The 25,177-nt window shown below is 59.2% G+C and carries 20 protein-coding genes, 2 tRNA genes and 1 pseudogene; 2 read left to right on the top strand and 21 right to left on the bottom strand.

All coding sequences use genetic code 11. From position 1 onward, the window contains the following. Nucleotides 1–79: 79 nt before the first annotated feature. Nucleotides 80–1,735, bottom strand: a complete 1,656-nt coding sequence (treC, locus tag ACZ0AV_RS22695; RefSeq protein WP_499153101.1) for an alpha,alpha-phosphotrehalase — start codon at nucleotides 1,733–1,735, stop codon at nucleotides 80–82. A gap of 71 nt (nucleotides 1,736–1,806) precedes the next feature. Further along, complete coding sequence (gene treP / locus ACZ0AV_RS22690; protein WP_499153100.1) at nucleotides 1,807–3,249, bottom strand: PTS system trehalose-specific EIIBC component; 1,443 nt, start codon at nucleotides 3,247–3,249, stop codon at nucleotides 1,807–1,809. Between the two features lie 244 nt (nucleotides 3,250–3,493). Here treP and treR point away from each other — a divergent pair, with 244 nt between their 5' ends. Further along, the gene (gene treR, locus ACZ0AV_RS22685; RefSeq protein ID WP_499153099.1) at nucleotides 3,494–4,198 is read left to right on the top strand and encodes a trehalose operon repressor; all 705 of its coding nucleotides are present in this window, start codon (nucleotides 3,494–3,496) and stop codon (nucleotides 4,196–4,198) included. 23 nt (nucleotides 4,199–4,221) lie between these two features. On the opposite strand, the gene ACZ0AV_RS22680 is transcribed toward treR, so the two are convergent. From ACZ0AV_RS22680 to ACZ0AV_RS22595, 18 genes and pseudogenes are all read right to left on the bottom strand, one after another. Then, nucleotides 4,222–4,467 (bottom strand): Abi family protein, encoded by a 246-nt coding sequence (locus tag ACZ0AV_RS22680; RefSeq protein ID WP_499153432.1) that lies wholly within the window; start codon nucleotides 4,465–4,467, stop codon nucleotides 4,222–4,224. A 13-nt stretch (nucleotides 4,468–4,480) separates the two neighbouring features. Beyond that, complete coding sequence (locus ACZ0AV_RS22675; RefSeq protein ID WP_499153098.1) at nucleotides 4,481–4,918, bottom strand: hypothetical protein; 438 nt, start codon at nucleotides 4,916–4,918, stop codon at nucleotides 4,481–4,483. A 45-nt stretch (nucleotides 4,919–4,963) separates the two neighbouring features. Beyond that, nucleotides 4,964–6,111, bottom strand: a pseudogene (locus tag ACZ0AV_RS22670) (IS3 family transposase). A gap of 48 nt (nucleotides 6,112–6,159) precedes the next feature. Continuing rightward, nucleotides 6,160–9,204, bottom strand: coding sequence for a DEAD/DEAH box helicase (locus ACZ0AV_RS22665; protein WP_499153097.1), 3,045 nt, complete (start codon nucleotides 9,202–9,204; stop codon nucleotides 6,160–6,162). A gap of 9 nt (nucleotides 9,205–9,213) precedes the next feature. After that, complete coding sequence (locus ACZ0AV_RS22660; RefSeq protein WP_499153096.1) at nucleotides 9,214–12,534, bottom strand: STY4851/ECs_5259 family protein; 3,321 nt, start codon at nucleotides 12,532–12,534, stop codon at nucleotides 9,214–9,216. A 431-nt stretch (nucleotides 12,535–12,965) separates the two neighbouring features. Next, nucleotides 12,966–13,042, bottom strand: a tRNA-Pro gene (locus tag ACZ0AV_RS22655). Between the two features lie 88 nt (nucleotides 13,043–13,130). Further along, nucleotides 13,131–13,487, bottom strand: coding sequence for a MerR family transcriptional regulator (locus ACZ0AV_RS22650; RefSeq protein WP_013791840.1), 357 nt, complete (start codon nucleotides 13,485–13,487; stop codon nucleotides 13,131–13,133). Continuing rightward, on the bottom strand, nucleotides 13,468–13,770 hold the full coding sequence (gene ihfA, locus ACZ0AV_RS22645) for an integration host factor subunit alpha (RefSeq protein ID WP_013791841.1): 303 nt from the start codon (nucleotides 13,768–13,770) through the stop codon (nucleotides 13,468–13,470). Before ihfA ends, ACZ0AV_RS22650 begins: the two co-directional genes overlap by 20 nt. Before the next feature lie 3 nt (nucleotides 13,771–13,773). Beyond that, the gene (pheT, locus tag ACZ0AV_RS22640) at nucleotides 13,774–16,152 is read right to left on the bottom strand and encodes a phenylalanine--tRNA ligase subunit beta (RefSeq protein WP_499153095.1); all 2,379 of its coding nucleotides are present in this window, start codon (nucleotides 16,150–16,152) and stop codon (nucleotides 13,774–13,776) included. Between the two features lie 45 nt (nucleotides 16,153–16,197). Further along, nucleotides 16,198–17,214: a phenylalanine--tRNA ligase subunit alpha gene (gene pheS / locus ACZ0AV_RS22635; protein ID WP_070883499.1), complete on the bottom strand. Its 1,017-nt coding sequence runs from the start codon at nucleotides 17,212–17,214 to the stop codon at nucleotides 16,198–16,200. 97 nt (nucleotides 17,215–17,311) lie between these two features. Further along, nucleotides 17,312–17,668, bottom strand: a complete 357-nt coding sequence (gene rplT, locus ACZ0AV_RS22630; protein WP_225833270.1) for a 50S ribosomal protein L20 — start codon at nucleotides 17,666–17,668, stop codon at nucleotides 17,312–17,314. Nucleotides 17,669–17,695: 27 nt separating this feature from the next. Continuing rightward, a complete protein-coding gene (rpmI, locus tag ACZ0AV_RS22625) occupies nucleotides 17,696–17,890 on the bottom strand; it encodes a 50S ribosomal protein L35 (protein WP_042552869.1) in 195 nt (64 codons plus the stop codon). 60 nt (nucleotides 17,891–17,950) lie between these two features. Beyond that, a complete protein-coding gene (infC, locus tag ACZ0AV_RS22620) occupies nucleotides 17,951–18,502 on the bottom strand; it encodes a translation initiation factor IF-3 (RefSeq protein ID WP_499153431.1) in 552 nt (183 codons plus the stop codon). Beyond that, nucleotides 18,502–20,424: a threonine--tRNA ligase gene (thrS, locus tag ACZ0AV_RS22615; protein WP_499153094.1), complete on the bottom strand. Its 1,923-nt coding sequence runs from the start codon at nucleotides 20,422–20,424 to the stop codon at nucleotides 18,502–18,504. Before thrS ends, infC begins: the two co-directional genes overlap by 1 nt. A 280-nt stretch (nucleotides 20,425–20,704) precedes the next feature. After that, a tRNA-Val gene (locus tag ACZ0AV_RS22610) sits at nucleotides 20,705–20,781 on the bottom strand. A gap of 508 nt (nucleotides 20,782–21,289) precedes the next feature. Continuing rightward, nucleotides 21,290–22,249, bottom strand: a complete 960-nt coding sequence (locus ACZ0AV_RS22605) for a PA2778 family cysteine peptidase (RefSeq protein WP_499153093.1) — start codon at nucleotides 22,247–22,249, stop codon at nucleotides 21,290–21,292. After that, nucleotides 22,234–22,635: a PA2779 family protein gene (locus ACZ0AV_RS22600; protein WP_499153092.1), complete on the bottom strand. Its 402-nt coding sequence runs from the start codon at nucleotides 22,633–22,635 to the stop codon at nucleotides 22,234–22,236. The genes ACZ0AV_RS22605 and ACZ0AV_RS22600 overlap by 16 nt, the downstream gene beginning before the upstream one ends. 197 nt (nucleotides 22,636–22,832) lie before the next feature. Then, a complete protein-coding gene (locus ACZ0AV_RS22595) occupies nucleotides 22,833–23,726 on the bottom strand; it encodes a LysR substrate-binding domain-containing protein (RefSeq protein ID WP_499153091.1) in 894 nt (297 codons plus the stop codon). Nucleotides 23,727–23,876: 150 nt separating this feature from the next. Between ACZ0AV_RS22595 and dkgB the strand changes: the two genes are divergently transcribed. Beyond that, a complete protein-coding gene (gene dkgB / locus ACZ0AV_RS22590) occupies nucleotides 23,877–24,680 on the top strand; it encodes a 2,5-didehydrogluconate reductase DkgB (RefSeq protein ID WP_499153090.1) in 804 nt (267 codons plus the stop codon). Between the two features lie 7 nt (nucleotides 24,681–24,687). Here dkgB and arfB read toward each other — a convergent pair whose 3' ends face one another. Beyond that, nucleotides 24,688–25,101 (bottom strand): alternative ribosome rescue aminoacyl-tRNA hydrolase ArfB, encoded by a 414-nt coding sequence (gene arfB, locus ACZ0AV_RS22585; protein WP_499153089.1) that lies wholly within the window; start codon nucleotides 25,099–25,101, stop codon nucleotides 24,688–24,690. Nucleotides 25,102–25,177: the final 76 nt, after the last annotated feature.

The following is a 25,177-nucleotide window of genomic DNA, read 5'->3' as shown; positions in this document are numbered from 1 at the left end:
CTTGGAATGCATGGCGTAACTGGGTTGCTCGGGGCCGAGCGCCGCGCGGCGAGTCGGGCATGCGCGGCACCGCCCTCAATCAGCTGTCTGCAAGGTGCAACACGAAGGACTCATAAGGCCTCAGGTACAGCTGGCGCCCCCGTTGTTCGCAGCCCGGGTAATTGCTGATCACCACCCGCTGTCGGCTGACGGTATCGATCACCCGCTCAGGCAGCTCGACTTCGCACGCCGTGCCATAGAAGTTGTTCACCACCAGCAGTCGCTCATGGGCGCTTTCACTTTCGCGCAGGTAGATCCACACCTGCTCGTGCTCCGGCAGTAATTGACGATAGACGCCCTGCTGGATCAACGGCTCCTGGCGGCGCAAGCCAACCAGCTGGCGGTAGTAGTGCAGCACCGACGTGGGATCGTCGAACTGGTTGGCGACGTTTATCTGCGCGGCATTGCGCGCCACGCCTATCCAGGGTTCGGCGGTGCTGAACCCGGCGTTCGCCTCGCCATTCCACTGCATCGGCGTGCGCCCGTTGTCGCGGGACTTCTGCATGATGGTGGCCATGATCGCTGCAGGGCTTTCGCCAGCGTTGCGTTTGAGGCGGTAGATGTTCAGGCTCTCGACATCCCGGTACTGCTCGATGCTGTCGAAACCCGGGTTGGTCATGCCCAGCTCCTCGCCTTGGTAGATGAACGGGGTGCCCTGTAAAAAGTGCAGCGCGGTGGCGAGCATCTTTGCCGACTGCACACGGTATTCACCGTCATCGCCGAAACGCGACACCACCCGCGGTTGATCATGGTTACACCAGAACAAGGCGTTCCAGCCGCCGCCCGCCTGCATGCCGGTTTGCCAGTCGGAGAGGATGCGCTTGAGCGCCAGGAAGTCGAAATCGGCCTGCACCCACTTCTGCAGATTGGGGTAGTCCACCTTCAGGTGATGGAAATTGAAGGTCATCGACAACTCTTTCGAGTCGGGGCGCGAATAGCGGATGCAGTGTTCGAGCGAGGTCGAAGACATCTCGCCGACGTTGATCAGCTCGTGGCCCTCGAACACCTCGCGGTGCATTTCCTGCAGGTACTCATGCACGTTCGGCCCGTCGGTATAGAAGCGGCGCCCGTCGCTGGCGTCCTCGGGAAAGTCGGCCGGCTTGGAAATCAGGTTGATCACGTCCAGGCGGAAGCCGCCCACGCCCTTGTCGCGCCAGAAGCGCATCATCTTGAAGACTTCCTCGCGCACCTTGGGGTTGTCCCAGTTGAGGTCGGCCTGGGTGTGGTCGAACAGGTGCAGGTAGTACTGCCCGGTCTGCGCTTCGTACTCCCACGCCGAGCCGCCGAATTTCGACTCCCAGTTGTTCGGCTGGTCGCGCCAGATGTAGAAATCGCGGTACGGGCTGTCGAGGCTGCTGCGCGCCTGCTGAAACCAGACGTGCTCGATGGAGGTGTGGTTGACCACGATATCGAGCATCAACTTGATGCCGCGCTTGCCCGCCTCGGCGATCAGCAGCTCGCAGTCGGCCATGGTCCCGTAGCTGGGGTCGATGGCGTAGTAATCGCTGATGTCGTAGCCGTTGTCCCGCTGTGGCGAACGCAAGAACGGCGTGAGCCACAGGTAATCGACACCCAGCCATTGCAGGTAATCGAGCTTGGCCACCACACCGAGCAGGTCGCCGGTGGGGTTGCCGGCTTGGCTGTAAAAGCTCTTAGGGTAGATCTGGTAGATCACCGAATGCTGCCAGTCTTGCATGGCGCTATTCCTTCATCTGTTTTAGAACAACGAGCGGCACGCCATCGCGCTGCGGCTCGCCAAGCGATGGTTCAGGCCACCCGGTAGCCCGGGCGGACGATCTTGACGCTGAGCGCGCAGGTGAGCAGGAACGGCACCGCGATGGCGATGACCATGCCCACGATGAACACCGGGATGTACTGCGGCATGATGGAAATGAAACCGGGCAGCCCGCCGACGCCGATGGCCGAAGATTGCACCTTGTTCAGCGACAGGAAGATGCAGCCCATGGCAGAGCCGATCAGGGCGGCGTAGAACGGGAATTTGTAGCGCAGGTTGATGCCGAACATCGCCGGCTCGGTGATGCCGAAGTACGCGGAAATCGCCGAGGTGGACGCCATGCTCTTGTCCCGCACGTTACGGGTCATGTAGAACACCCCGAGCGCGGCGCTGCCCTGGGCCAGGTTGGACATCACGATCATCGGCCAGATGAAGGTGCCACCGTGGGTGGAGATCAATTGCAGGTCCACGCCCAGGAACATGTGGTGCATGCCGGTGATCACCAGCGGCGCGAACAACACGCCGAAGATCGCCCCGCCAATCAGCGGCGCGAAATCGAACAGGGTGACCACGCCCTCGGTGATCAGGATGCCTAGGTGGCGGGTTACCGGGCCGATCAGGGCCAGCGCCAGAACGCCGGTAATGACGATGGTGGTGATCGGCACCACCAGCAGCTGGATGGCATTGGGCACCCGGGCGCGCAGCCATTTCTCGATCACGCTCATCACATAGGCGGCCAGCAGGATCGGCAGGATCTGCCCCTGGTAACCGACCTTCTCGATCTTGAACCAGCCGAAGATGTCGAAGTACGGCATGCCCTGATCGCCCAGGCCGGCGACCACCTTGCCGTAGTTCCAGGCGTTGAGCAGGTCCGGGTGAACCAGCATCAGGCCGAGCACGATGCCGAGGATTTCACTGCCCCCGAAGCGCTTCGCCGCCGACCAGCCAACCAGTGCCGGCAGGAACACGAACGAGGTATTGGCCATCAGGTTGATCAGGCTCCACACGCCATCCAGCGCCGGATAGGCCTCCAGCAGGGTAACCCCCTCGATGAACATGCCCTTGGCGCCGATCAGGTTGTTCACCCCCATCAGCAGGCCGGCAATGATCAGCGCCGGCAGGATGGGCATGAACACGTCGGAGAGAATCCGCACCAGGCGCTGCATGCCGTTGATCTTGGCGGCGCTCTGCTGCTTGAGATCGGCGATGGTCATGGCCGCCAGGCCGGTCTGCTCGCGCAGCGCGGCATACACCTTCTCCACATCGCCGGGGCCGATCACCACCTGGTACAGGCCGCCGGTGAAGAACGAGCCCTTGACCAGATCGATCTGGTTCAAGGTCGCCGCGTCGACCTGCTTGGGGTCCTTGAGGGACAGGCGCAGGCGCGTCACGCAATGAGCGGCCTGCTCCACATTGTCGACGCCGCCGAGGCTCTGCAGCACGTCGCGGGCAATGGCTGAATAATCGTGACTCATGCGCTTTTTATCCTTCGAGGATTTTGTTTTTGGAGAGCGGCATAGGTAGCAACCTGAAAAGACCTTACTCGTACATACGAGTTAAATCAATAACTCGTATAGACCAGTCAGGCCCTGTTTGCCAACCTGCCTGCCAACCAGCAAATGCCCGGCCGCCCTCGCCCCCATGTCCAGACGATAGACAAACCGCCACGCGCTCCCTAAGGTTCCTCGCTTGACGACAACCCGGCATCGAGCCCTGCACATGAGCAAATACAGCCAGATCTACAGCGATCTGCTTGCCAGCATCACCAGCGAACGCCTGGAGCGCGGCGCCCGCCTGCCCTCGGAAACCGAGCTGATGGAGCGCTATCAGACCAGCCGCGGCACCGTGCGCAAGGCCATCGAGCAACTGCAGGAACGGGGCTTCGCGCAGAAGATCCACGGCAAGGGCACCTTCGTGCTATCGCGCGCGCCCATCGAATTCCAGCTCGGCGGCATCGTCAGCTTCCAGGAGACCTACCCCAGGCTGGGCGGCAACGTGCGCACCGAAGTGGTCGAGCTCAGCCAGCTGCCGCTGGAAGGCAGCCTCTGCGAGCACATCCAGGCCGAACAAGGCACGCTGATCACCCGCATCAAACGGGTCAGGCGCATCGATGGCCGGCGGGTGATCCTGGATATCAACCACTTCGTCGCCGGCCTGATTCCCGGCCTGGATCGCACCATCGCCGAGCATTCGATTTACCAATACATCGAAAAGACCCTGCAGCTGCAGATCAGCTACTCGCAACGCACCATCGAAGCCGTGCCCCGCGGCGCGGACGACCTCAAGCACCTTGACCTGGACGACCAGAGCCACGTGATCGTCGTCAGCAACCAGACCTTTCTGCAGGACGGCAGGCAGTTCGAGTACACCCAGTCACGGCATACGCTCGACAAGTTTTACTTTTCGGATGTGGCTCGGAGGTAGGGAGCTTAGTGGCCTGCCACGACTTACGCCAATTTGGCGAACTTGTGGTGCTTACCCAGGCCATGGGAGATGTCAAAACGCAGGGCGATTTCAACGCGTTCCAGTGCATCCAGTACGAGCAGCCGAAGTTTCTTATCGAACACATATAGGTCTACAGCGTTCTGGAAGGTTGTACCTGGGCGAAAGTCGTCGAGCGGTAGCCGGTCGTGTTTGACCTTCTTGGGCTTTGTGGGTGCTGCCGATGAAAAGACCGAACCTGGGTCAGACAGTGAAAGTTTTGAATCAAAACCACGACAGCCAGGCCGCCAGCACCAGTGCAGTAATAAGAGTGATTATACCCCACGTTTTCTTTGAGTTTTTTTGCCGTAGGTGAGAAATTTCAGCTTTGAGATTATCGATATGGATTACATTGCATGTAGTGACCTTGAGCACCCGCTGGAAGTCATCCTCATAAGTTCGCAAGGCACTCAGAATGTCGAGTCGTTCCATTTTCGTTGACCAAGCTTCATGGCTAATCAAGTCATCAACAGTCATTGGCATTGATCGGCCATCAATGATCCCTTTGTTCAGGGGTACGCCAAAGGATATTCCAAAATTCGCATAGAATTTATTCCTCCTTTCGCGGTTCTCTTCGGTTGCATCAATAGCAGCCACTTTGATCGGGACAACCTTAGTCGACGGATCAAGCTTCTTTGCCCATCTGATGATTATATCAAACATGAATGAGCCAATACCAAGGCCTCGGAATGAATCGCCCCGGCTTTCCTAGACACTTTCCAAGCTCTGGAAATATCGCTTCTCAAACTCCACTGGCGATAGCTGCATAGCGCTGCTGTGCCGGCGTTTAGGGTTATAGAACATCTCGATGTAATCGAACACATCAGCGCGTGCTTCTTCGCGGGTGCTGTAGGTTTTTCGTCTGATACGTTCGCGCTTCAGTAGTTGGAAAAAGCTTTCTGCCACGGCGTTGTCGTGACAGTTACCGCGTCGGCTCATGCTACTAATCAGGTTGTTGGCCTTGAGGAAACTTTGCCAGTCCAGGCTACTGAACTGACTGCCCTGGTCTGAGTGGATCATCACTTCCTGCTTGGGTTTGCGCCGCCATACCGCCATCAGTAAGGCATCAATCGCTAGATCGCTGCACATCCGTGGCTTCATCGACCAGCCGACCACCTGGCGTGAAAACAGATCCAGCACCACTGCCAAGTACAGCCAGCCTTCATAGGTGCGAATGTAGGTGATGTCAGTGACCCAGACCTTATTGGGTTGCGACCTTGAACTGTCTCTCCAGTCGATTGGGCGAGGCTACTGACGGCTTGCCGCCGTAATAGCCAGGGCGCCGACGATAGCCAGTTTGCGAGCGCAGCTTCTCCAACCTCATCAGGCGGGCCACGCGGTGACGACCACAAGACTCACCCAGCTCACGCAGGTCGTCGTGGATCTTTCGGTAGCCGTAGACACCACCACTTTCCAGCCATGCATGCTTGATCAGCCCGAGCAGGCGCTGATCTTCCTTGGCGCGTACGGACTTAGGCTCGGATAGCCAAGCGTAGTAACCGCTGGGATGCACTTTGAGGGTTTGGCAGAGACGCCGAACCGGATACTCCACCGACAGCTTGCTGATGAAGGCGTACTTCAGCCGGACTCCTTGGCAAAGTACGCGGCGGCCTTTTTAGGATGTCTCGCTCTTCGGTCACTCGCTTGAGTTCAGCACGCAGACGACGCAGTTCGGCCTGCTGATCGCCCTCTTGCTGCCGCTTTTCCTGGGGCTTGCTGTAGCGCTTGATCCAGGCATACAGGCTGTGCACCGACATACCTAACCGCGCTGCCACTTCGGCTACAGGAAGGCCACGCTCGGTCACTTGCTTGACCGCTTCGATTTTGAATTCTTCGGGGTAACGCTGGTTGCTCATGGCACCTCCTAGTGGGCCTCATTATGAGGCTTGGAGGTGTCTACGAAACTAGGGGCGATTCAAAGCTAGCTGGACTGGTTGACACCGGTAATCTCGAGGGAGCTGCTTGATAGGAAGATAAGGTGTAAGGCCTCTAAACGTTGTATCAAAAATTCGATGCGTAAGGGGGCAGACCCAGCCTGTGGCCGGTAACGAAAACGTTAAGGACTCCAATCTGAGGTTATGGCCGGCATCCGTAGACTCCAAAATGGTAGCTTTTACCAGTGTGTACCAAGCGGCATCGAGCCAGCCGTTGATTTTATCGGCATCGATGCTCTGAGTTCGGCTCAAACTTGTGGCCATTTCAAGGAGCTTCACCAGCCTCGGGGGATTGCCAGCTCTGACTTGTGGCCATTTCTTGATGACATGACTTTCGTCGATATCGCTCTTCGGCGGGAACAGAGACTTAGGCGTGAATCGGCTACCCATCCAAAGTTGCATATCTCGATTCAAGCGCACGAAGGTGTTGTCTCGCACATAAAAATCCAGCGCAACTTTCAGAAAGCCCTGCCAGTCCTTGAGCGTCAGCTTAGATTTGCTGCTGGGATCACCTGTCGCTGATATTGCCGCGGTCTGCTCCCAGAGCGGTGGGCAACTGTTTATCGTCTCCAAACCTTTGTAGCTAACACGAACCAATCCCAGTGTTTCCGTGCTGTTCTGGCTCTTGGGGCGACGGGCAAACTCCCTGGCCAACAGCAGGCGCGCCATGGTTGCACCGCCCTGACTACCATCGAACAGGGCTGGGTTGGCATAACGGTTGTACTCAAGGATGGATTGCTCAATGTCTTTTGTGGTAGCCAGCTCGCGAACCATCTGCTCCCAGTCAACTTCGGCGACACGATCCTGCCCCAGGCTTCCTGAGCGCATGGCTTCGGCTTGGGAGCGAAGATCGCTCGCCATACCCGCCATACCGAGCCTCTCCAGGCTGGCCGCCTGCATAATAAGTGCATCGTAATCACCGGTTGGCACGTCCTGCGGCTGGCTATCAATTTTGGCCTGCGCATTACGTAGCGTCTCAAACACCAAGCCACGCAGACGAGAGCGCTCTGCTTCCTGCTGCATGCGCACCGCCATGCGTGCCGTACCTTGACGGCTGTCAGTAAAAGTAATCAGTTTACGTCCGCGCCCTGGTAGCTCCTCAGGGGAACGACCATCACAATCCTCCTTATCGGGATCAGGGCAGAACTCCAATACGGTTGGAACCGCATTCGCCACGTAGAATGGCGCCCCCAAATAAGCTTTTCTCAGGAAACTCCGGCCATCTGGAAAAGCGTGCTCACATTCACTGCAACATGCGTGTTTCTCTTCAGCAAAAACAATGTGAAGAGGTCTCTGCCCCAGCAGACTGCCGATCTTCAGGGTTTCCAGATCGATTCGATCAGATTGATAGGGTTCATGGGCCGCAGGTAATCCAGCAATCACAATACGCTGAACAGGAGCCTTGTGGCTGGGGCCGGTAATCGCACTACCTGTAGAAGAATCCTCTTCCCCATGTTCATAGCTCAAGGAGAACTCATCGCCGGTATAAGGGCTGAGCTGATGCAACTCGCCATTTCGATCTTCTGCAATCAAATGTGGCGTCTTGCAGTCATCGCAGAAGCCCAGCTCGTAGACAGGGGCCTGGCATTCACAGTGGGCGCGTTGGTTGACGTAGACATTGCCAAATGGCCACTCCAGCAAATGCTGGGATTTGGCGCTGCAGTTCGGATCGACGCAGGCCCATAGACCATGCAGCATGCGCTGAAAGAAGTGGGCGCGCAGCTTTAAGAAAGGAGGCTCCGATGGGGCGGGTCGAGTGCCGGTGAGTACATCTATCCAATCAAGAACCTCCTGCTGTCGGGCCAGCTGGGTGCTGCCCTGCAGTTCGTCACTCACGGAACGGATCAGGTCATTGAGATCCAGCGGCTTGGGTGAGCTGACCACAGCGTGGCGGAGAGCCTGGGCGACGGGGTGCTGACACAATGCTTCGAAGCGAACAAGGGAGTCCTCAATATCAGGCTCAAGAGCCTGCATATCTTGCAAGGTCAGTGTGTGCTGCGACTTGTGCAATTGCAGATCGGGCCACTCACGTGAACCACTGATGACCTCGACCTGTTCAAGCCTTACGCCGGCGAGGTTGGCCAAATATTGCTTCAAACGCTCTTCGGCATCGGCGCCGGCGATGGTGGCGGACGTGGCCACAAAGCGGATCTGTTCGGGATGCTTACCGAATGCCTGAACCACACGCCGCAGCAACAGCGACATCTCAGCCGCCTGCGAGCCAATATAAGTGTGCGCCTCATCGAGGACAATCCAGCGCAGAGATTGCTGCTGTCGGGAAATCTCCAAGATCGGATTGTCCACCTGACGTACCAGCATGTACTCCAGCATGGTGGCGTTGGTCATCAGGATGGGGGCAGGCTCCTTGCGCAGTAGTTGACGGGACAGAATCTGGTTGGGCCTCAGTGCCTGCTCTTTACGCACGATGCCCTGGGCCTCTTCGGTCTTGCCGTTATAGAGACAGAAACGAATGTCTTGACCATAGGCCCGCGTCCAGGCATCCAAGCGTTCTTGCTGGGAGTTGATCAGCGCATTCAACGGATAGAGAAACAGTGCCCTCACACCAACCAGAGGTGCCTTGCTCCGCTCACGTTCACGAATGAGATCCTCGAGGATCGGCACCATGAAGCATTCCGTCTTACCCGAGCCGGTGCCGCTAGTAATCACCACCGATTTGGCCTTGTCGGCCAGAAGCATGCGCCAGGCATGAAGCTGGTGGGCGTATGGCTTCGCGTTTCTCGGAAATTGATAGGCGTGGGCATTCTGCAGGGTACTCAGCAGACTCTCAGAGAGCAGGTTGGGTGATAAATCCTGCAAGCGTTTGTCGGACTCCTGCCAGCCAAAGGTGTGTTCAAACACTGGTGGTGCCAGAAAGCAGCCGTCAGCCCCCAACTCACCCACCAGACTCTCGCTAAGGTGGTGACGCAGCCCTGCATGGTTGATACCCAGCACACCCAGTGTTGCCTCTCGCGTACGGTTGAGGCTCTGTTCGATCAAGTCCCTGAAGAAACGCATTGGAAATCCTTATGCCTCGCTCTGCGTGGCCAGTAGATAAGACACCATCAGTGCATGAACCGGATTGAACCAGTTTTGCCTGTCAAAGTCGGCGAGCATGCGGATGGCGAATTTCAGATAGGGCAATGGCACGCTCAGGTCATTCAGCCGGGCCTTTTCGGCAGTCACAAAAGCCATGAAGATCGGCAGATAGATCACCGCATTGGCATAACCCTTCGTAGAGAGCGTCTTGAGCTGTTCCGGCAGTTGCTGACGGGAGATCCAGGATCCAAGTTCGGAACTCAGCTCCGTCGGCCAGCGGCTGTTCGAACCATGCACCTGGCGCAGTTGCCCGCACCAAATGGGTAGAGCAGCTTCAGGCGGCACTTTGGTGAGCGAAGCGCACTTACCTGTATGCAGATAATCGTCGACATGGTCAAAACCGGATACGACTGCACGCAGGACAGAAGCCCGATTTTCTTCAAGATTGCGGATCAATACCTCCGGCAAACCCAACTCATGGAGGCTGCGCAGGAAGTACTGATAGACCTCAGCCCAGAGGCGCAACGGCGTTGCCTCCCAGATCACCGCCAGCTCATCGCGTACCCGGTCGCAGAAGGCCACGTCCATTTCCAGGCGTAGCACAGCTAATGCCGTGGCACGTGGTTGGCGCGAAAGCGCCCTCCAGCTTTCGAACGACGACAGAGGCAGGTGCGCGAAATGCTGTTTAAGGTCGGCCAGGTATTGCCAGCCACTGTGACCGAAGTCTTCGGCCATCGCAGCGATCTGCTGATTGATCACTTCCGGGTTGCGCTCGGGATGGAAAACCTCTGTCGCCCGGTGCAGCGAGCCGACCTCGCTCACCATTTCGATACCCTGGGTATTCGGTGCGTATAACGCTGGACGGAACTGAATGGTGCTGTCCTGGGATGGATAAAGCAGCCAGGGGCCACTGCGCTGCAAGGCGTTGGGTATCTCAAACAAGCCCGTGCCAACATCCTGGCTTGTCCTTTCCGCCAGTACCAAGGAAGTCTGCTTAGGGTCGGACATCAGCATGGCCTCGACTTGCGCGGTGTCGAGTACATTGGGCGAGCTGATATCGCAGATGGCAAAGACATCCTGCCCTTGCCAGACCAAGCGCCCGTTGTAGCGCCGGATGTTCAGGCTGAGCAGGCGTTGCTCGGTTTCCACATGGAGTTTGATGAAGGCATCCTGTTCGTCCACTGCCCCCAGCATCTGCAAGATGTCGTTTTGATAGCTGTAAAGACTCAGTTGGACCGGATCCTGGCCGACCCGGATCTCATACACCCGCTGAGGGCGCAGCGCTGATTCGCTCACCAACTCCAGTACCAGAAAAAAGCTCTGGCCTTGCGGCTGGCCTGAGGCCAGAGCAACACGATGGCCAAGCAGCTCGCTTAGACCGAGCTCACGGCTGCTGATAGGCTGTAGATTCGTATCAAGCAGGCGCGCACCTTGGTAGGGGTACGGCAGACGCAACTGTATAGCCTGTTGATTCCCTTCAGTGCCAAGCTCCAGAACAAAGCTGGCGGGAGGCCTCTGGCTGTCGTGCTGAAGTAAGAAACCGTTTGCTTGCACATCGGGCAGTGATCGGCATTTCAAGCTGTCACTCACGATTCGGCAATCTAAAGGCTGCGCACTCTTGAGTGTGATCCGTGCCGGTTGCCCCTGAATGCCGGGAGATAATCCCAGGCTGAACTCCCTGGGAAGTACGGCAAATCGACGCTGCAGCAGGGTTTTCCCGCTCTTGCTACGCAGGCTGTAACTAACCAGGCCATAAAACCCAGAACGCCTTAGCGTGTCCAACTGCTGGCCATTGGCGAACTCGACCAACTCGTCGCGGCCATAAATGAAGCCTTTCGGCAGGTCGAGACTGGGCCAGCCGAGGAAAATGGTCGTGGGATTGCTGTCGTACTCAGCCTGGTTGCCGATGAGCGCTGGTTTCAGCGCCTCACACTGCGCCTGATCGAGCTCAATGCGATAGACGTCATCTTTAAAGTGCAACGAAATATCCGCATTCACTTCGACCCAATGGCCGGCCTCACTGTCGCGGACAATATCGGTCACTGAGTCCAGCTCTGCGTCCAGCTCAAATCCTAAAGGCAAGCGGATCAGCGCCTTGTCGCCCGACAGACCGCAAGAGGATGTCCCCGCCAGCTGCCAACGCTCCGCGCGGCGCTCGAAGACCAGCGGCGTGTACTGGAAGTCAATCGCGCTGTCTTCAAATTGGAAGCGCTCGACCACCCGCCCATTGTCTAGCAGGCGCATCGTCACTGGCTCTGAAATGTGGCGGCGCTCCAGAGTGATCTGCGTATTGCTAAAGCGAACCTGCAGATTATCGCCGCTTAGTTGTCCGTAAACGGCGCCCCCTCGGGCCAGTATGTGCTCGCCTTCGTAGTAGGCGACATCCAGCCGCGTGCTACTGAGCTGGGTAAGGTCGATGGTGAATGTGATGTGCTGTGGCAGGATCAGTTCGGTGCGAATCGCCCACGCGGGCAGCACGCCTTGAAGTACATGTTCACAGGTAAAATCCCGCGCCCTTTCGAGGGCCTCCTTGCGCTCCTGACGTTTTTGCCCTGCATCACGCAGCCAGTCGTTGATCAAGCGGCGTGCGTTAGTTTCGTCGAGCGGGATGGGAAACGCCCCGGACCAATAGGGAGCCGCATTATCTAAATAGCCAGCTGGATCCTGTTGATCCTTAAGTGGATAGTTTTCAACCAGGTACATCAATTGGTCAACGATACCAGCCAGGAGCTGACGTGTTTCCAGGGTTTGGAACGCTAGCGGCAGATCCTCCTCGAAATCCGACATCAAGTCCGAGGTGGTCCGGCGGTTTCCCTCGGTACGGAAGAAGTGCTTAATTCCGCGCTTAACCGCTCGGCCAAAGCCGTGTCTGTCATCCTGCACCAACGGCCAGGGCAGCCCGCCTTCAGCAAACAGAGTACCCAGCCAGTCGCGCCTACTATCACGCCGCCGGACGGGACGCTGCCAGTAATCGAGGCCTTTTTGGGTTAGCGTTGCGTGGTAGGCGGGGTTGAGCTGGACTCCTAATGCTGTCTCGGCGCCAGACCAAGACCAGGACCGGTTGTAGTTGCGCCGATACTGCTCGCTGACGAATAGGCAAAAACAGGCACCTAGATGCACTATATGGGCCGGATTGTCGCAACCCTGCAGATGCTGCTTAAGCAGATCACGCAACGAAGCGTATTCACTCTCGGTGAGCTGATAGCTGTATAGCGGCCTACCATTCGGCCCCTTAAAGAGCTCGCGATTGAGCAACAGTTCACTTAGCCAGGCCTTGAAGGGATTGATTACAACCGCATTGATATTCATCGGAACACATCCTTTTGCTCGAAATCTGTTTGCTCAATGCTTGACTAAATCATGCCAGTAATCTGGCAACTTGACATCATCCTTTTGAGTAACGGTAATCCGATGCTTCTGGCGCCAGTTTTCAGAGAGTAAGTTTCTCTCTGCCTCCACCGTACCCTACCTCCAATTGGTGAGGCTGGATGCAACCTGTGGATAAGGCCGAGCAAATGGGCGGTCAAGCAAGACGCAATTTCGTAAGTAGGTAACCTCGGCCTCGCCTGAATTCTCGAAGAAGAATCGAAGCCCCGAGCGAGGCCAACAGGAACGGCTACTCTCTCGGCAGAAAAATCATCGGTGGGGCAAAAAGTGGGGCAAAAATCAGAAGCTTTCAAAAACCTCCAGGCATAAAAAAATCCAGTCACCGCTAAGTGACTGGATTTTTTGGGGTATTTTGGTCGGGACGGAGTGATTCGAACACTCGACCCCTTGCACCCCATGCAAGTGCGCTACCGGGCTGCGCTACGCCCCGACGGGTGTTGCTGGTGCCTTTGGCGTTAGCCGAAAGCGGGAGAGACTATAAACTAAGCATCTGAATTGTGGAAGGTTTTTCTACAAATTCATTTGCGCAGGACGTGGAGTACATCCTCCAGCTCGGCGATCATTTGCTTGATGAGTTGCTTGTACTGGGTGGTGTCGTCCTTGGCTTCTTCGCCGGTCAGGCGCAGGCGTGCGCCGCCGATGGTGAAGCCCTGGTCGTACAGCAGGGCGCGGATCTGGCGGATCATCAGCACATCCTGGCGCTGGTAATACCGACGGTTGCCGCGACGCTTGACCGGGTTGAGCTGCGGAAACTCCTGCTCCCAGTAACGAAGCACGTGCGGTTTGACAGCACAGAGTTCGCTGACCTCGCCGATGGTGAAGTACCGTTTGCCGGGGATGACGGGCAGTTCGTCGTTATGACTTGGTTCCAGCATATGCTTCGACCCTGGCTTTGAGCTTCTGGCCGGGGCGGAAAGTCACGACACGGCGGGCCGTGATCGGGATTTCCTCCCCTGTTTTTGGATTACGACCGGGGCGCTGACGCTTATCGCGCAGATCGAAGTTACCGAAGCCTGAGAGCTTCACCTGCTCATTGAGTTCCAGGGCCTGGCGGATTTCTTCGAAGAAGAGTTCCACCAGCTCCTTGGCTTCTCGTTTGTTCAGGCCCAGTTCATCGTACAGACGTTCGGCCATCTCAGCTTTCGTCAGTGCCCCCATACGCTAGTTCCTTAACGTGGCGTTGAACCTTTGTTCCAGGGAGGTGAGGATGTTCTGGGTCGCGGTACTCACCTCATCGTCATTTAGAGTGCGCGATGGATGCTGCCAGGTCAAGCCAACGGCGAGGCTTTTTCTAAGCGGATCAATACCTTTACCCTGATAAACGTCAAACAACCTGAGGTCGGTCAGCCACTCGCCAGCCTGCTCGCGCATGTCGGCCAGCAGGTGCTGCGCCGGCACGTCGCGATCGACCAGCAGCGCCAGGTCACGACGCACTTCCGGGAAGCGCGACAGCTCCTTGAACGCGGGCATGCGGCCCTGGGTGATTTCGCTCAGCACCAGTTCGAACAGGAACAGCGGCTGATCGATGCCCAGGGTCTTGGCCAGCTCCGGATGGATGGCGCCCACGTAGCCGACCAGGCGCCCTTCCCGCTCGATGCGCGCGGTCTGGCCAGGATGCAGGGCATTGTGCTCGCCCGGCACGAAGGCGAAGCTGCCGAGGTCGCCAGCGGCGGCAAGCAGGGCTTCGACGTCGGCCTTGGCATCGAAGAAGTCCACGCCGTCGCGGCCATGAGCCCAGCTCTCAGGCAGGCGGCTGCCGGTGATCACACCGGCGAGCATTGGCTCCTGCTTGAGCTCGTCCAGTTGCCCCACGAAGCGCAGGCCGCTTTCGAACAGCCGCACGCGCGACTGCTGGCGGTTGAGGTTGTGCTCGACGGCCTTGACCAGGCCCGGCCACAACGAGGCGCGCATGGCGGCCATGTCGGCGGAAATCGGGTTGGCCAGGGTGAGCGGCTGCACGCCCGGGCTGAACAGTTCGAACAGCTTGGGATCGATGAAGCTGTAGGTGATCGCTTCCTGGTAACCACGGGCCACCAGCAGGCGACGCAGCACCGGCAGGTCGGCCACGGCTTCGGCCTTGGTCTGCGGCGCCAGGCGTGCTTGCGGGTAACGCACCGGCAGGCGGTTGTAGCCATACAGGCGGGCCAGCTCTTCGATCAGGTCGACTTCCAGGCTGATGTCGAAGCGGTGGCTTGGCACCTTGACCTGCCACTGCCCTGCCCCCTGGGCTTCGATACCCAGGCCCAGTGCGCCAAGCAGTTTGACGATCAGTTCGTCGTCGAGCTTGAGGCCGAGCATCTGCTCGACGCGCTCGGCCCGCAGGGTGATGGGTGCGATGTTGGGCAGTTGCGCCTGGTCGACCGCTTCGATGATCGGGCCGGCTTCGCCGCCGACGATCTCCAGCAGCAACGCAGTGGCGCGCTCCATGGCCTCGCGGGCCAGTTGCGAATCCACGCCGCGCTCGAAGCGGTGCGAAGAGTCGGTGTGCAGGCCGTAGGAACGAGCCTTGCCAGCCACGGCGATGGTGTCGAAGAAGGCGCTTTCCAGGAACAGGTCGCGGGTGGTGGCGCTGACGCCGCTGTGCTCGCCGCCCATCACGCCGGCGATGGCCAGGGCGCGCTCATGGTCGGCGATCACCAGGGTGTCGGCACGCAGGGTGACTTCCTGGCCGTCGAGCAGCACCAGCTTCTCGCCCTCTTCGGCCATGCGCACGCGAATGCCGCCCTGGATCACGTCCAGGTCGAAGGCGTGCATCGGCTGGCCGAGTTCGAGCATCACGTAGTTGGTGACGTCGACGGCGGCATCGATGCTGCGCACGTCGGCGCGACGCAGGCGCTCGACCATCCAGCGCGGCGTCGGCTTGGACAGGTCGACGTTGCGCACCACGCGGCCCAGGTAACGCGGGCAGGCCTGCGGAGCCAGCACTTCGACCGGGCGCACTTCGTCATGGGCCGGGACGACGACAGCCACCTGCGGGCGGGTGACGGTGGCGTCGTACAGAGCGCCGACTTCACGGGCCAGGCCAGCCAGGGACAGGCAGTCGCCGCGGTTGGGGGTCAGGTCGACTTCGATGCTGACGTCGTCGAGGTCGAAGTACTGGCGGATGTCCTGGCCAACCGGCGCATCGGCCGGCAGCTCGAGCAGGCCGTCGTTGTCGTCGCTGATCTGCAGCTCGGACGCCGAGCAGAGCATGCCGTTGGACTCGACGCCGCGCAGCTTGGCCTTCTTGATCTTGAAGTCGCCGGGCAGTTCGGCGCCGATCATGGCGAACGGAATCTTCAGCCCGGGGCGCACGTTGGGCGCGCCGCACACCACCTGGAAGGTTTCGCTGCCGTTGCTGACCTGGCACACGCGCAGTTTGTCGGCGTCCGGGTGTTGCTCGGTGCTCAGCACCTCGCCGACGATCACGCCGCTGAAGGCACCGGCCACCGGGCTGACGCTGTCGACTTCGAGGCCCGCCATGGACAGGCGCGCGACCAGCTCGTCACGGGACACCTGCGGGCTTACCCAGCTACGCAGCCACTGTTCACTGAATTTCATATTGTCTGTTCTCCTGGATCCATTCGATGACTGAACGCGGTGGCACTAGCGAAATTGCGCCAGGAACCGCAGATCGTTATCGAAGAACAGCCGTAAGTCGTTGACGCCGTAGCGCAGCATGGCCAGGCGCTCGACGCCCATGCCGAAGGCGAAGCCGGAGTATTTTTCCGGGTCGATGCCGCTCATGCGCAGCACGTTCGGGTGCACCATGCCGCAGCCCATCACTTCCAGCCAGCCGGTCTGCTTGCACACGCGGCAGCCTTTGCCACTGCACATCACGCATTGCATGTCGACTTCGGCCGAGGGTTCGGTGAAGGGGAAGAAGGATGGGCGGAAACGCACGCCCAGGGGCTTCTCGAAGAACACCCGCAGAAACTCCTCGATGGTGCCCTTGAGGTCGGCGAAGCTCACACCCTCGTCGACCAGCAGGCCTTCGACCTGATGGAACATCGGCGAATGGGTGATATCCGAATCGCAACGGTACACGCGGCCCGGGCAGACGATGCGAATCGGCGGCTGCTGGGACTCCATGGTGCGCACCTGCACCGGCGAGGTATGGGTGCGCAGCAGCATGTTGGCGTTGAAATAGAAGGTGTCGTGCATGGCACGCGCCGGGTGATGGCCCGGAATGTTGAGCGCCTCGAAGTTGTGGTAGTCGTTCTCCACTTCCGGGCCTTCAGCGATGCCGTAACCAATGCGCGTAAAGAATTGCTCGACGCGCTCCAGGGTACGGGTAACCGGATGCAGGCCACCCGATGCCTGGCCACGGCCCGGCAGGGTGACATCGATCCGTTCGGCGGCGAGCTTGGCGCTCAGCGCGGCCGATTCGAGAATCTCTTTGCGGCTGTTGAGGGCGTCCTGGACGCGCTCCTTGGCCGAGTTGATCAGAGCGCCCGCCTTGGGACGTTCTTCGGCAGACAGGTTGCCCAGAGTCTTCATCACCTGGGTCAGTTCGCCCTTCTTGCCCAGATAGTGAACCCGCAGTTGTTCCAGGGCGTTCACATCGTCGGTGTGGCTGACGGCCTCGAGCGCTTGCGAGACCAGCACATCCAGATTTTCCATTTACAGACTCCAGATACGAAACAGGGGAAGAGCTTGAAGGCTCTTCCCCTATTGGTGACGTTTAGCACCGGGCCGAAACCCGGTGATTGTCGGGGACTTAAGCCAGTACGGCTTTCGCTTTCTCGACAATCGCAGCAAACGCCGCTTTTTCGTTCACTGCCAGATCAGCCAGAACCTTACGGTCGATTTCGATCGACGCTTTTTTCAGGCCAGCGATGAAACGGCTGTAGGACAGACCGTTGACGCGAGCACCAGCGTTGATACGAGCGATCCACAGAGCGCGGAACTGACGTTTTTTCTGACGACGGTCACGGTAGGCATATTGACCAGCCTTGATGACAGCCTGCTTGGCAACACGGAATACGCGCGAACGTGCACCGTAGTAGCCTTTAGCGAGTTTCAGAATTTTTTTGTGACGAGCACGAGCGATAACGCCACGTTTAACACGAGCCATGAGCTATTTCCTCTATCTTGACCGAGATTAACGAACGCGCAGCATGCGCGCGACCTTTGCAACGTCAGACGGATGCACCATGGTGCTACCGCGCAGGTGACGCTTACGTTTGGTCGACATCTTGGTCAGGATGTGGCTCTTGAAAGCGTGTTTGTGCTTGAAGCCGGTGGCGGTTTTCAGGAAACGCTTAGCCGCACCGCTTTTGGTTTTCATCTTTGGCATGTTCGGATACTCCGCATTCAGTTGATATAGATAACCATAAGGCCTGCCGTGCCCTGGAGGTTACTTCTTGCGTTTGGGAGCGATGACCATCATCAGTTGGCGTCCTTCCATCTTAGGATGCTGTTCGACGGTACCGTATTCGATCAGGTCAGCCTCGACCCGCTTCAACAGTTCCATACCCAGCTCCTGGTGGGCCATCTCACGACCACGGAATCTCAGAGAGATCTTGGCCTTGTCCCCTTCCATCAGGAAACGTACCAGGTTGCGAAGTTTTACCTGGTAATCCCCATCTTCCGTCCCTGGACGAAACTTGATTTCTTTAATCTGCTGCTGGTGCTGGTTCTTCTTGGCGATCGCAGCCTGCTTCTTCTTCTCGAAGAGGTGTTTGCCGTAATCCATGATGCGGCAAACGGGCGGCAGTGCGTCCGCGGAGATTTCTACCAGATCCAGCTTCGCGTCTTCGGCAATTTTAAGCGCTTCATCAATCGAGACGATGCCAATCTGCTCGCCTTCAGCGCCAATTAACCGAACCTCGCGTGCCGAGATATTCTCGTTGATCGGAGCCTTCGGGGCAGCTCGTTTATCTTGTCTCATATCACGCTTAATAATAATTACTCCAAATCTTGGCGACCGCGCCGGGAAACCGCTTGTGCGAGCAACTCATTGAATTGGGCGACGGGCATGGAGCCCAGGTCAGCACCTTCACGGGTACGCACAGCGACAGTTTGCGTCTCTACTTCTCGGTCCCCGATGACTAGCAGATAGGGAACCTTGAGCAAAGTATGCTCGCGGATTTTAAAGCCTATCTTCTCGTTCCTCAAGTCGGACTTGGCACGAAAACCGCTTTGAGTGAGTGATTTTTCCACTTCAAGGGCAAAATCGGCCTGCTTGTCGGTGATATTCATCACCACCGCCTGAGTCGGAGCCAGCCATGCCGGGAAAGCGCCCTCGTAGTGTTCGATCAGAATGCCGATGAAGCGCTCGAACGAACCGAGAATCGCGCGGTGCAGCATGACCGGGACTTTGCGGCTGTTGTCTTCGGAAACGTAGCTCGCTTCCAGACGCTGCGGCATGTTCGGGTCGTACTGCAGGGTACCGCACTGCCAGGAACGGCCGAGGCAATCGAGCAGGGTGAATTCGATCTTCGGACCGTAGAACGCGCCCTCGCCCGGCAGGTATTCCCACGGCAGGCCGGCGTCGTTCAACGCATCAGCCAGGGCTTTTTCAGCGCGATCCCAGAAGGCGTCATCGCCGACACGCTTGGCCGGACGGGTGGACAACTTCATCTTGATGTCGCTGAAACCGAAGTCCGAATAGACCTGCAGGGTCAGCTTGATGAAGTCGGCCGCTTCCTTCTTCACCTGCTCTTCGGTACAGAAGATGTGCGCATCGTCCTGGGTGAAGCCGCGCACGCGCATGATGCCGTGCAGGGCACCGGATGCTTCGTTGCGGTGGCAGGAGCCGAACTCGGCCAGGCGCAGCGGCAGCTCGCGGTAGCTCTTCAGGCCCTGGTTGAAAATCTGCACGTGGCACGGGCAGTTCATCGGCTTGATGGCGTAGTCGCGGCTTTCCGATTCGGTGGTGAACATGTTGTCGGCGTAGTTGCCCCAGTGCCCGGACTTCTCCCACAGCACGCGGTCGACGACCTGCGGGGTACGCACTTCCTGGTAGCCATTTTCACGCTGCACGCCGCGCATGTACTGCTCGAGCACCTGGTAGATGGTCCAGCCATTGGGGTGCCAGAACACCATGCCCGGCGCTTCTTCCTGGGTATGGAACAGGTCGAGGCGCTTGCCGATCTTGCGGTGGTCGCGCTTCTCGGCTTCCTCGATGCGCTGGATGTAGGCCGCCAGCTGCTTCTTGTCTGCCCAGGCAGTGCCGTAGATGCGCTGCAGCTGCTCGTTCTTCGCATCGCCACGCCAGTAGGCGCCGGACAGCTTGGTCAGCTTGAATGCCTTGAGAAAGCGAGTGTTGGGCACGTGCGGGCCGCGGCACATGTCCACGTACTCTTCGTGGTAATACAGGCCCATGGCCTGCTCGTTCGGCATGTCCTCGACCAGACGCAGCTTGTAGTCTTCGCTGCGGGACGTGAACACGTCGATCACTTCGGCGCGCGGCGTCACTTTCTTGATGACGTCGTAGTCCTTGTCGATCAGCTCCTTCATGCGCGCTTCGATGGCGGTGACGTCATCAGGGGTGAAGGGGCGCTCGTAGGCGATGTCGTAATAGAAGCCATCGTCAATCACCGGGCCGATGACCATGCGCGCAGTCGGGTACAGCTGCTTGACCGCATGGCCGATCAGGTGGGCGCAGGAGTGGCGAATGATTTCCACGCCCTCGTCGTCCTTGGGCGTGATGATCTGCAGGGTCGCATCGACTTCGATCAGGTCACAGGCGTCGACCAGACGACCGTTGACCTTGCCGGCAACGGTGGCTTTCGCCAGACCGGCACCAATGGATTGCGCCACCTCGAGTACGGATACCGGGTGATCGAACGAACGCTGACTGCCGTCGGGAAGAGTAATGGTGGGCATGGCGCCTCCTCTCCTAGTGGTGACCTCTACCAAAGGCCACATGGGTTGGGATGAGCCAGTAAGCGATCCGGTGGCGTATCTGCCATACAGAGGCAGGAGCCGTGAGGCCCGACCGAGAACGAACCGCAATCACTGGAAGATGCGAAACGGTGGATGCTTTCAGAATCACGACCGCCTGACAAGGCGACCCGAGCACTTTCAGTCGCTGACGCCGCCAACAAGGCGACCGCCATTGAATCGCGACCAAAAAAAATGGCCGCCGAAGCGACCATTTAAAATTTGGTAGGCACAATTGGATTCGAACCAACGACCCCCACCATGTCAAGGTGGTGCTCTAACCAACTGAGCTATGTGCCTGCTGTGGGTGCGCATTCTACGGAGGCGCGCTGAAGAGTCAATACCCTTTTTCGCTAACTGACTAAAAAAACTGAGTTTTTTGGGTTTGAGGTCTGTAGCCGCCCGGCCCTCGCCGTCGTAACGCCAGCCTTTATTCCTGGGTATCGCTTCGCTCAACCAGGCGACGATGATGCGCATCGCCTCGTAGGGTGGAAAACGCCCTTCTTTTCCACCATTGCGGCGATTGCAAGTGGAGCTGGGCTGACGGAAGCGGCGTGAGTGATCCTTCCCTACGCTGCGCGTGGAATGCATTCCGGGACGCTCTGCGTCCCCGCGGACAGGGAAGCGGGCCCGGAACGCCCAAACCCAGCACCCACGCTTGAGCGCGGGTGCGATCAATTAACCTGGCTAGTGGATGAAAGACCGTCAACTATGCGCCCCGATCCACGTTAAAGCAGACAGGTCGGCGTATGGGGACTTGCATAGAAAAACGGCGCTCAATGAGCGCCGTTTTACTTTGCCAGATGGATTACTGGGCTGGGCACGCAATGGGCGCAGCGCACTGGCCCGATGCCGCGCCTTGCTTGCCGATCACGGTGAAGCGCTTGTCGTCCGGAGCGATACGCTGGGCGCATTGGCGGGCGCTGGTCGCTTCGGCTTTGCAGCCGCGCTCGTCGAGCACTTGAGACAAATTGAACCAGCCCGCGGCGAAATCCGGCTGGCGGCTGACGCTTTCTCTGAACGCCGCTTCGGCGCCGCGCAAATCCCCGCCTGCGTAGCGGCTGTTGGCCAGGGCGAACCAGCCTACGGCCTGCTCCGGCCAGCGCTGGGTTGCAGTGCGGTAAGCATGCTGGGCGACATCCTTGCGGCCAACTTCTTCAAGGTCCGCGGCGGCCTTGAGCCAGGTGGTGGGCTCGGCGGTGGCAGGCAGGGTATCGGGCGGCATGGTCACCACGGCCCAGCGCTTGCCCCGCGCCCAGGTCTTGTCGAAGGCGGCGAAGCTGGTCACCCAGCGGCGGCTGGTGCCGGAGCGCAGAATCAGCGTTTGCTCACGGCGGTCATAGCCCACCAGCACCGCGAAGTGCCATTGCGGGTACCAGTCGAATGCCAGGTTCTGCAGCACCAGCACCGGATTGCCGGCAGCCACTTCGGCAAGCAGGGCATCGAGTTTGGGTTTTAGCGGATAAACGAGGAGATCGTGAGAGCGCGCTGCCGCGACCATCTCGACCTGCAGGCTGCCTTCGCGGCCAGGAATGTAGACCTGGTCCTGCAGGAAACCGGGGGTGGTCAGCACACCGCGCTGGTTGAGCATGGTCGCCAGCGCGGCGGGCCCACACTGATAAGCGGTTTGCGGATAAAAAGGGACGCTGCTGAGTTCGACCCGCTCAGGCAGGCGCTCGGCCTCCGGTGACAACACCGGGGACCGAGCGCAAGCGCTGAGCAGGACGATCAGAAGTGAAGCGAGGAGCGGTTTCAGCGATTTATGCATTTGACGAAACTGAACAGGTCGGTGGCGCAGAGCATATCGGTGATGATGAAGATCACCAAGAACAACACGATGATGCCCACCACGCCAGCGCCGGCCGGAGCCTCGGACAGTTGCTGGTTGAATTGCGACAGCTCGGCGCTGGTCAGGTTGTTGATGCGGTTTTCGACCTGATCACGCTCGACACCCATGGCGAGCAGCTTTTCCTTGACCTGCTGGTCGTCGAGCATCGACAGCAGTTGCTGACGGTCGACCTGCTGTTGCTGCTCGGTGAGCACCTCACCCGTACCGATCATCGCGGCGTTGGCGAGTGGAACCTGGGCGATCACCAGGACATGGAACACTGCCAACAGCGCAGCCAAACGACGAAAGAAGGGGGATTTGGTCATTTTGGTATCTCCTTATCAACCATCATCCTAGACCCGTGTGGCACTCGGCCAGTTCCAGGGATATTTGTGGCGCCCCTGCAGGCCGCTACAGGCCAATGAATTCGGGCCTTTCGTTCAGGTTCGCCGGGCCCGCTCCGCGCCTTCGAGTCAGCCCGCTGCGGGCCCATCGAGGGCGCCTCTACAGTGCGGCAAAACTTCTATTCACCACTGCCAAGCTCGGCGCTCAGGTAATCGAGAAAACAGGTGATGCGCGACGTCAGCGCCGTGTTGCGGTAATAGACGGCATGGATCGGCTGGCGAACCTCGACGGTATGCTCGGCGAGGACCTGCACCAGATCGCCGGCGGCGCGGTCGCGGTGCGTCATGAAATCGGCCAGGCAGACGACACCGGCGCCACCCAGCGCCAATTGCCGCAGCGTCTCGCCGCTGGACGCCTGCAGGCTGGGCGCGATGGCATAACTGTCGCCAAGGGCGTGGCGCAAAGGCCACTGGTTGAGGCTGTCGGGCTGGGTGAAGCCGAGCAGGCTGTGCTCCTCAAGCGCCTCGACACTGGCTGGCACGCCTTGCTGGTGCAGGTAGGCGGGGCTGGCCAGAACGCGCAGACGATTGCTGCCCAGCGGCCGGGCATGCAGGGTGGAGTCGCGTAGCGGGCCGATGCGGATGGCCACGTCGGTGCGCTGTTCGATCAGGTCGATGATCTCGTCGCTGCTGTGCAATTGCAGCTCGATATGCGGGTAGCGCTCGCGAAAGCCGGCGACCAGAGGCACCACCGCATGCAGCATGAACGGCGCGGCGGCATTGATACGCAGCCGCCCGGCCGGGGTCTGCCGGCGTACACGCATCTGCTCTTCAGCCTCTTCGACGCTATCCAGGATGCGCCGCGCCTGGGCGAGAAAGGCATGCCCCTCCTCCGTCAGTTCCAGGCGCCGGGTGGTGCGCTGCAGCAGCGTCACATCGAGCTTTTCTTCCAGCCGGCTGAGGGCACGGCTGACGCCCGAGGCGGTCTGCGCCAATTGCTGCGCAGCGGCGCTGATTGAACCGCTGGCAACCACGGTGCTAAAGGCGAGGAGCTCATCGAGGGTGGTTTTCATGTTGGTATTCGTGACTACAGGGCAACTATGTACTGCATGAAACGCGGTTTTTGCGCATAAGTCCACGGCCCATACTGGCTCACTTCCGGCGCAACAACCCGGAACCACCGCTGTCAGCTAAAGACAGTCGTCCATTTGACAGGAGCCCCCATGCAGCAGATTCCCGCCCTAGGCCTCGGCACCTTCCGCCTCAAGGACCAGCACGTCATCGACTCGGTACGCAACGGCCTCGAACTGGGCTATCGGCATATAGACACCGCGCAGATCTACGGCAATGAAGCCGAAGTGGGCCAGGCCATCGCCGACAGCAGCGTGCCGCGCAGCGAACTTTTCGTCACCACCAAGATCTGGACCGACAACCTCGGCGCCGACAAGCTGATTCCCAGCCTGGAAGAAAGTCTGCGCAAACTGCGCCTCGACCAGGTCGACCTGACGCTGATCCACTGGCCCTCGCCCAACGACGAGATTCAGGTTGCCGAATACATGGCCGCCCTGATGGAAGCCAAGGCCGCTGGCCTGACCGGCAAGATCGGCGTGTCCAACTTCACCAACGCGCACCTGCAACAGGCCATGGAAGTGGTCGGTGCCGATCAGATCGCCACGCACCAGGTGGAAATCCATCCGTTCCTGCAGAACCGCAAGGTGGTGGAGTTCGCCCGGCAACACGGCATCCACCTGACAGCCTACATGCCGCTGGCATACGGCAAGGTGATCAGCGATACGGTGATCCAGGGCATCGCCGCCGGCCACGCCGCCAACCCGGCACAGGTCGCACTGGCCTGGGCACTGCAGCAGGGTTTTGCGGTGATTCCGTCATCGACCAAACGTGCCAACCTGGAAAGCAACCTCGGCGCCTTGCAGCTGACGCTCAGCGAGCAGGACATGGCCTCCATCGCCAAACTGGAGCGCGGCGAACGCCTGGCCAATCCGGGGTTCGCGCCACAGTGGGACTGAGCGGCGCCTAGAAATCCACCCGCCCCCTGCCTGCCTTGATCGCCCCGCGCTTGGTCTTGCCTTCCAGCCGACGCTTCTTGGAGCCCAGGGTCGGCTTGGTCGGGCGCCGGGCCTTTTCGGTCTTGCCGGCCGAGCGAATCAGTTCCGCGAGACGCTCCAGGGCGTCGGCACGGTTCTGTTCCTGGGTGCGATATTGCTGCGCTTTGATGATCACCACGCCCTCGGCGGTGATGCGGCTGTCACGCAGGGCCAGCAGCCGCTCCTTGTAGAACGGTGGCAACGACGATGCCTGGCTGTCGAAGCGCAGATGCATGGCGCTGGACACCTTGTTGACGTTCTGCCCGCCCGCACCCTGAGCACGGATGGCGGTGAGCTCGACTTCGTCGTCAGGCAGATGAATGCTGTTGGAAATGACCAGCATGGGGCACCTTGTTTCGGGTGGGCGTCAAGCATAGCCCATGACCGGTGCGGCGCTGCCTGAAACCTTTGCTCGAAAT

The organism is Pseudomonas sp. AC532, assembly GCF_979258965.1.
The sequence above is the reverse complement of the archived record's forward strand: the minus strand, read 5'-3'. Positions and strand labels throughout refer to the sequence as shown.

Coding starts and splice junctions, on each gene's coding strand:
- treC (WP_499153101.1), bottom strand. CDS start 1,735: ATGCAAGACTGGCAGCATTCGGTGATCTACCAGATCTACCCTAAGAGC.
- treP (WP_499153100.1), bottom strand. CDS start 3,249: ATGAGTCACGATTATTCAGCCATTGCCCGCGACGTGCTGCAGAGCCTC.
- treR (WP_499153099.1), top strand. CDS start 3,494: ATGAGCAAATACAGCCAGATCTACAGCGATCTGCTTGCCAGCATCACC.
- ACZ0AV_RS22675 (WP_499153098.1), bottom strand. CDS start 4,918: ATGTTTGATATAATCATCAGATGGGCAAAGAAGCTTGATCCGTCGACT.
- ACZ0AV_RS22665 (WP_499153097.1), bottom strand. CDS start 9,204: ATGCGTTTCTTCAGGGACTTGATCGAACAGAGCCTCAACCGTACGCGA.
- ACZ0AV_RS22660 (WP_499153096.1), bottom strand. CDS start 12,534: ATGAATATCAATGCGGTTGTAATCAATCCCTTCAAGGCCTGGCTAAGT.
- ACZ0AV_RS22650 (WP_013791840.1), bottom strand. CDS start 13,487: ATGCTGGAACCAAGTCATAACGACGAACTGCCCGTCATCCCCGGCAAA.
- ihfA (WP_013791841.1), bottom strand. CDS start 13,770: ATGGGGGCACTGACGAAAGCTGAGATGGCCGAACGTCTGTACGATGAA.
- pheT (WP_499153095.1), bottom strand. CDS start 16,152: ATGAAATTCAGTGAACAGTGGCTGCGTAGCTGGGTAAGCCCGCAGGTG.
- pheS (WP_070883499.1), bottom strand. CDS start 17,214: ATGGAAAATCTGGATGTGCTGGTCTCGCAAGCGCTCGAGGCCGTCAGC.
- rplT (WP_225833270.1), bottom strand. CDS start 17,668: ATGGCTCGTGTTAAACGTGGCGTTATCGCTCGTGCTCGTCACAAAAAA.
- rpmI (WP_042552869.1), bottom strand. CDS start 17,890: ATGCCAAAGATGAAAACCAAAAGCGGTGCGGCTAAGCGTTTCCTGAAA.
- thrS (WP_499153094.1), bottom strand. CDS start 20,424: ATGCCCACCATTACTCTTCCCGACGGCAGTCAGCGTTCGTTCGATCAC.
- ACZ0AV_RS22605 (WP_499153093.1), bottom strand. CDS start 22,249: ATGCATAAATCGCTGAAACCGCTCCTCGCTTCACTTCTGATCGTCCTG.
- ACZ0AV_RS22600 (WP_499153092.1), bottom strand. CDS start 22,635: ATGACCAAATCCCCCTTCTTTCGTCGTTTGGCTGCGCTGTTGGCAGTG.
- ACZ0AV_RS22595 (WP_499153091.1), bottom strand. CDS start 23,726: ATGAAAACCACCCTCGATGAGCTCCTCGCCTTTAGCACCGTGGTTGCC.
- dkgB (WP_499153090.1), top strand. CDS start 23,877: ATGCAGCAGATTCCCGCCCTAGGCCTCGGCACCTTCCGCCTCAAGGAC.
- arfB (WP_499153089.1), bottom strand. CDS start 25,101: ATGCTGGTCATTTCCAACAGCATTCATCTGCCTGACGACGAAGTCGAG.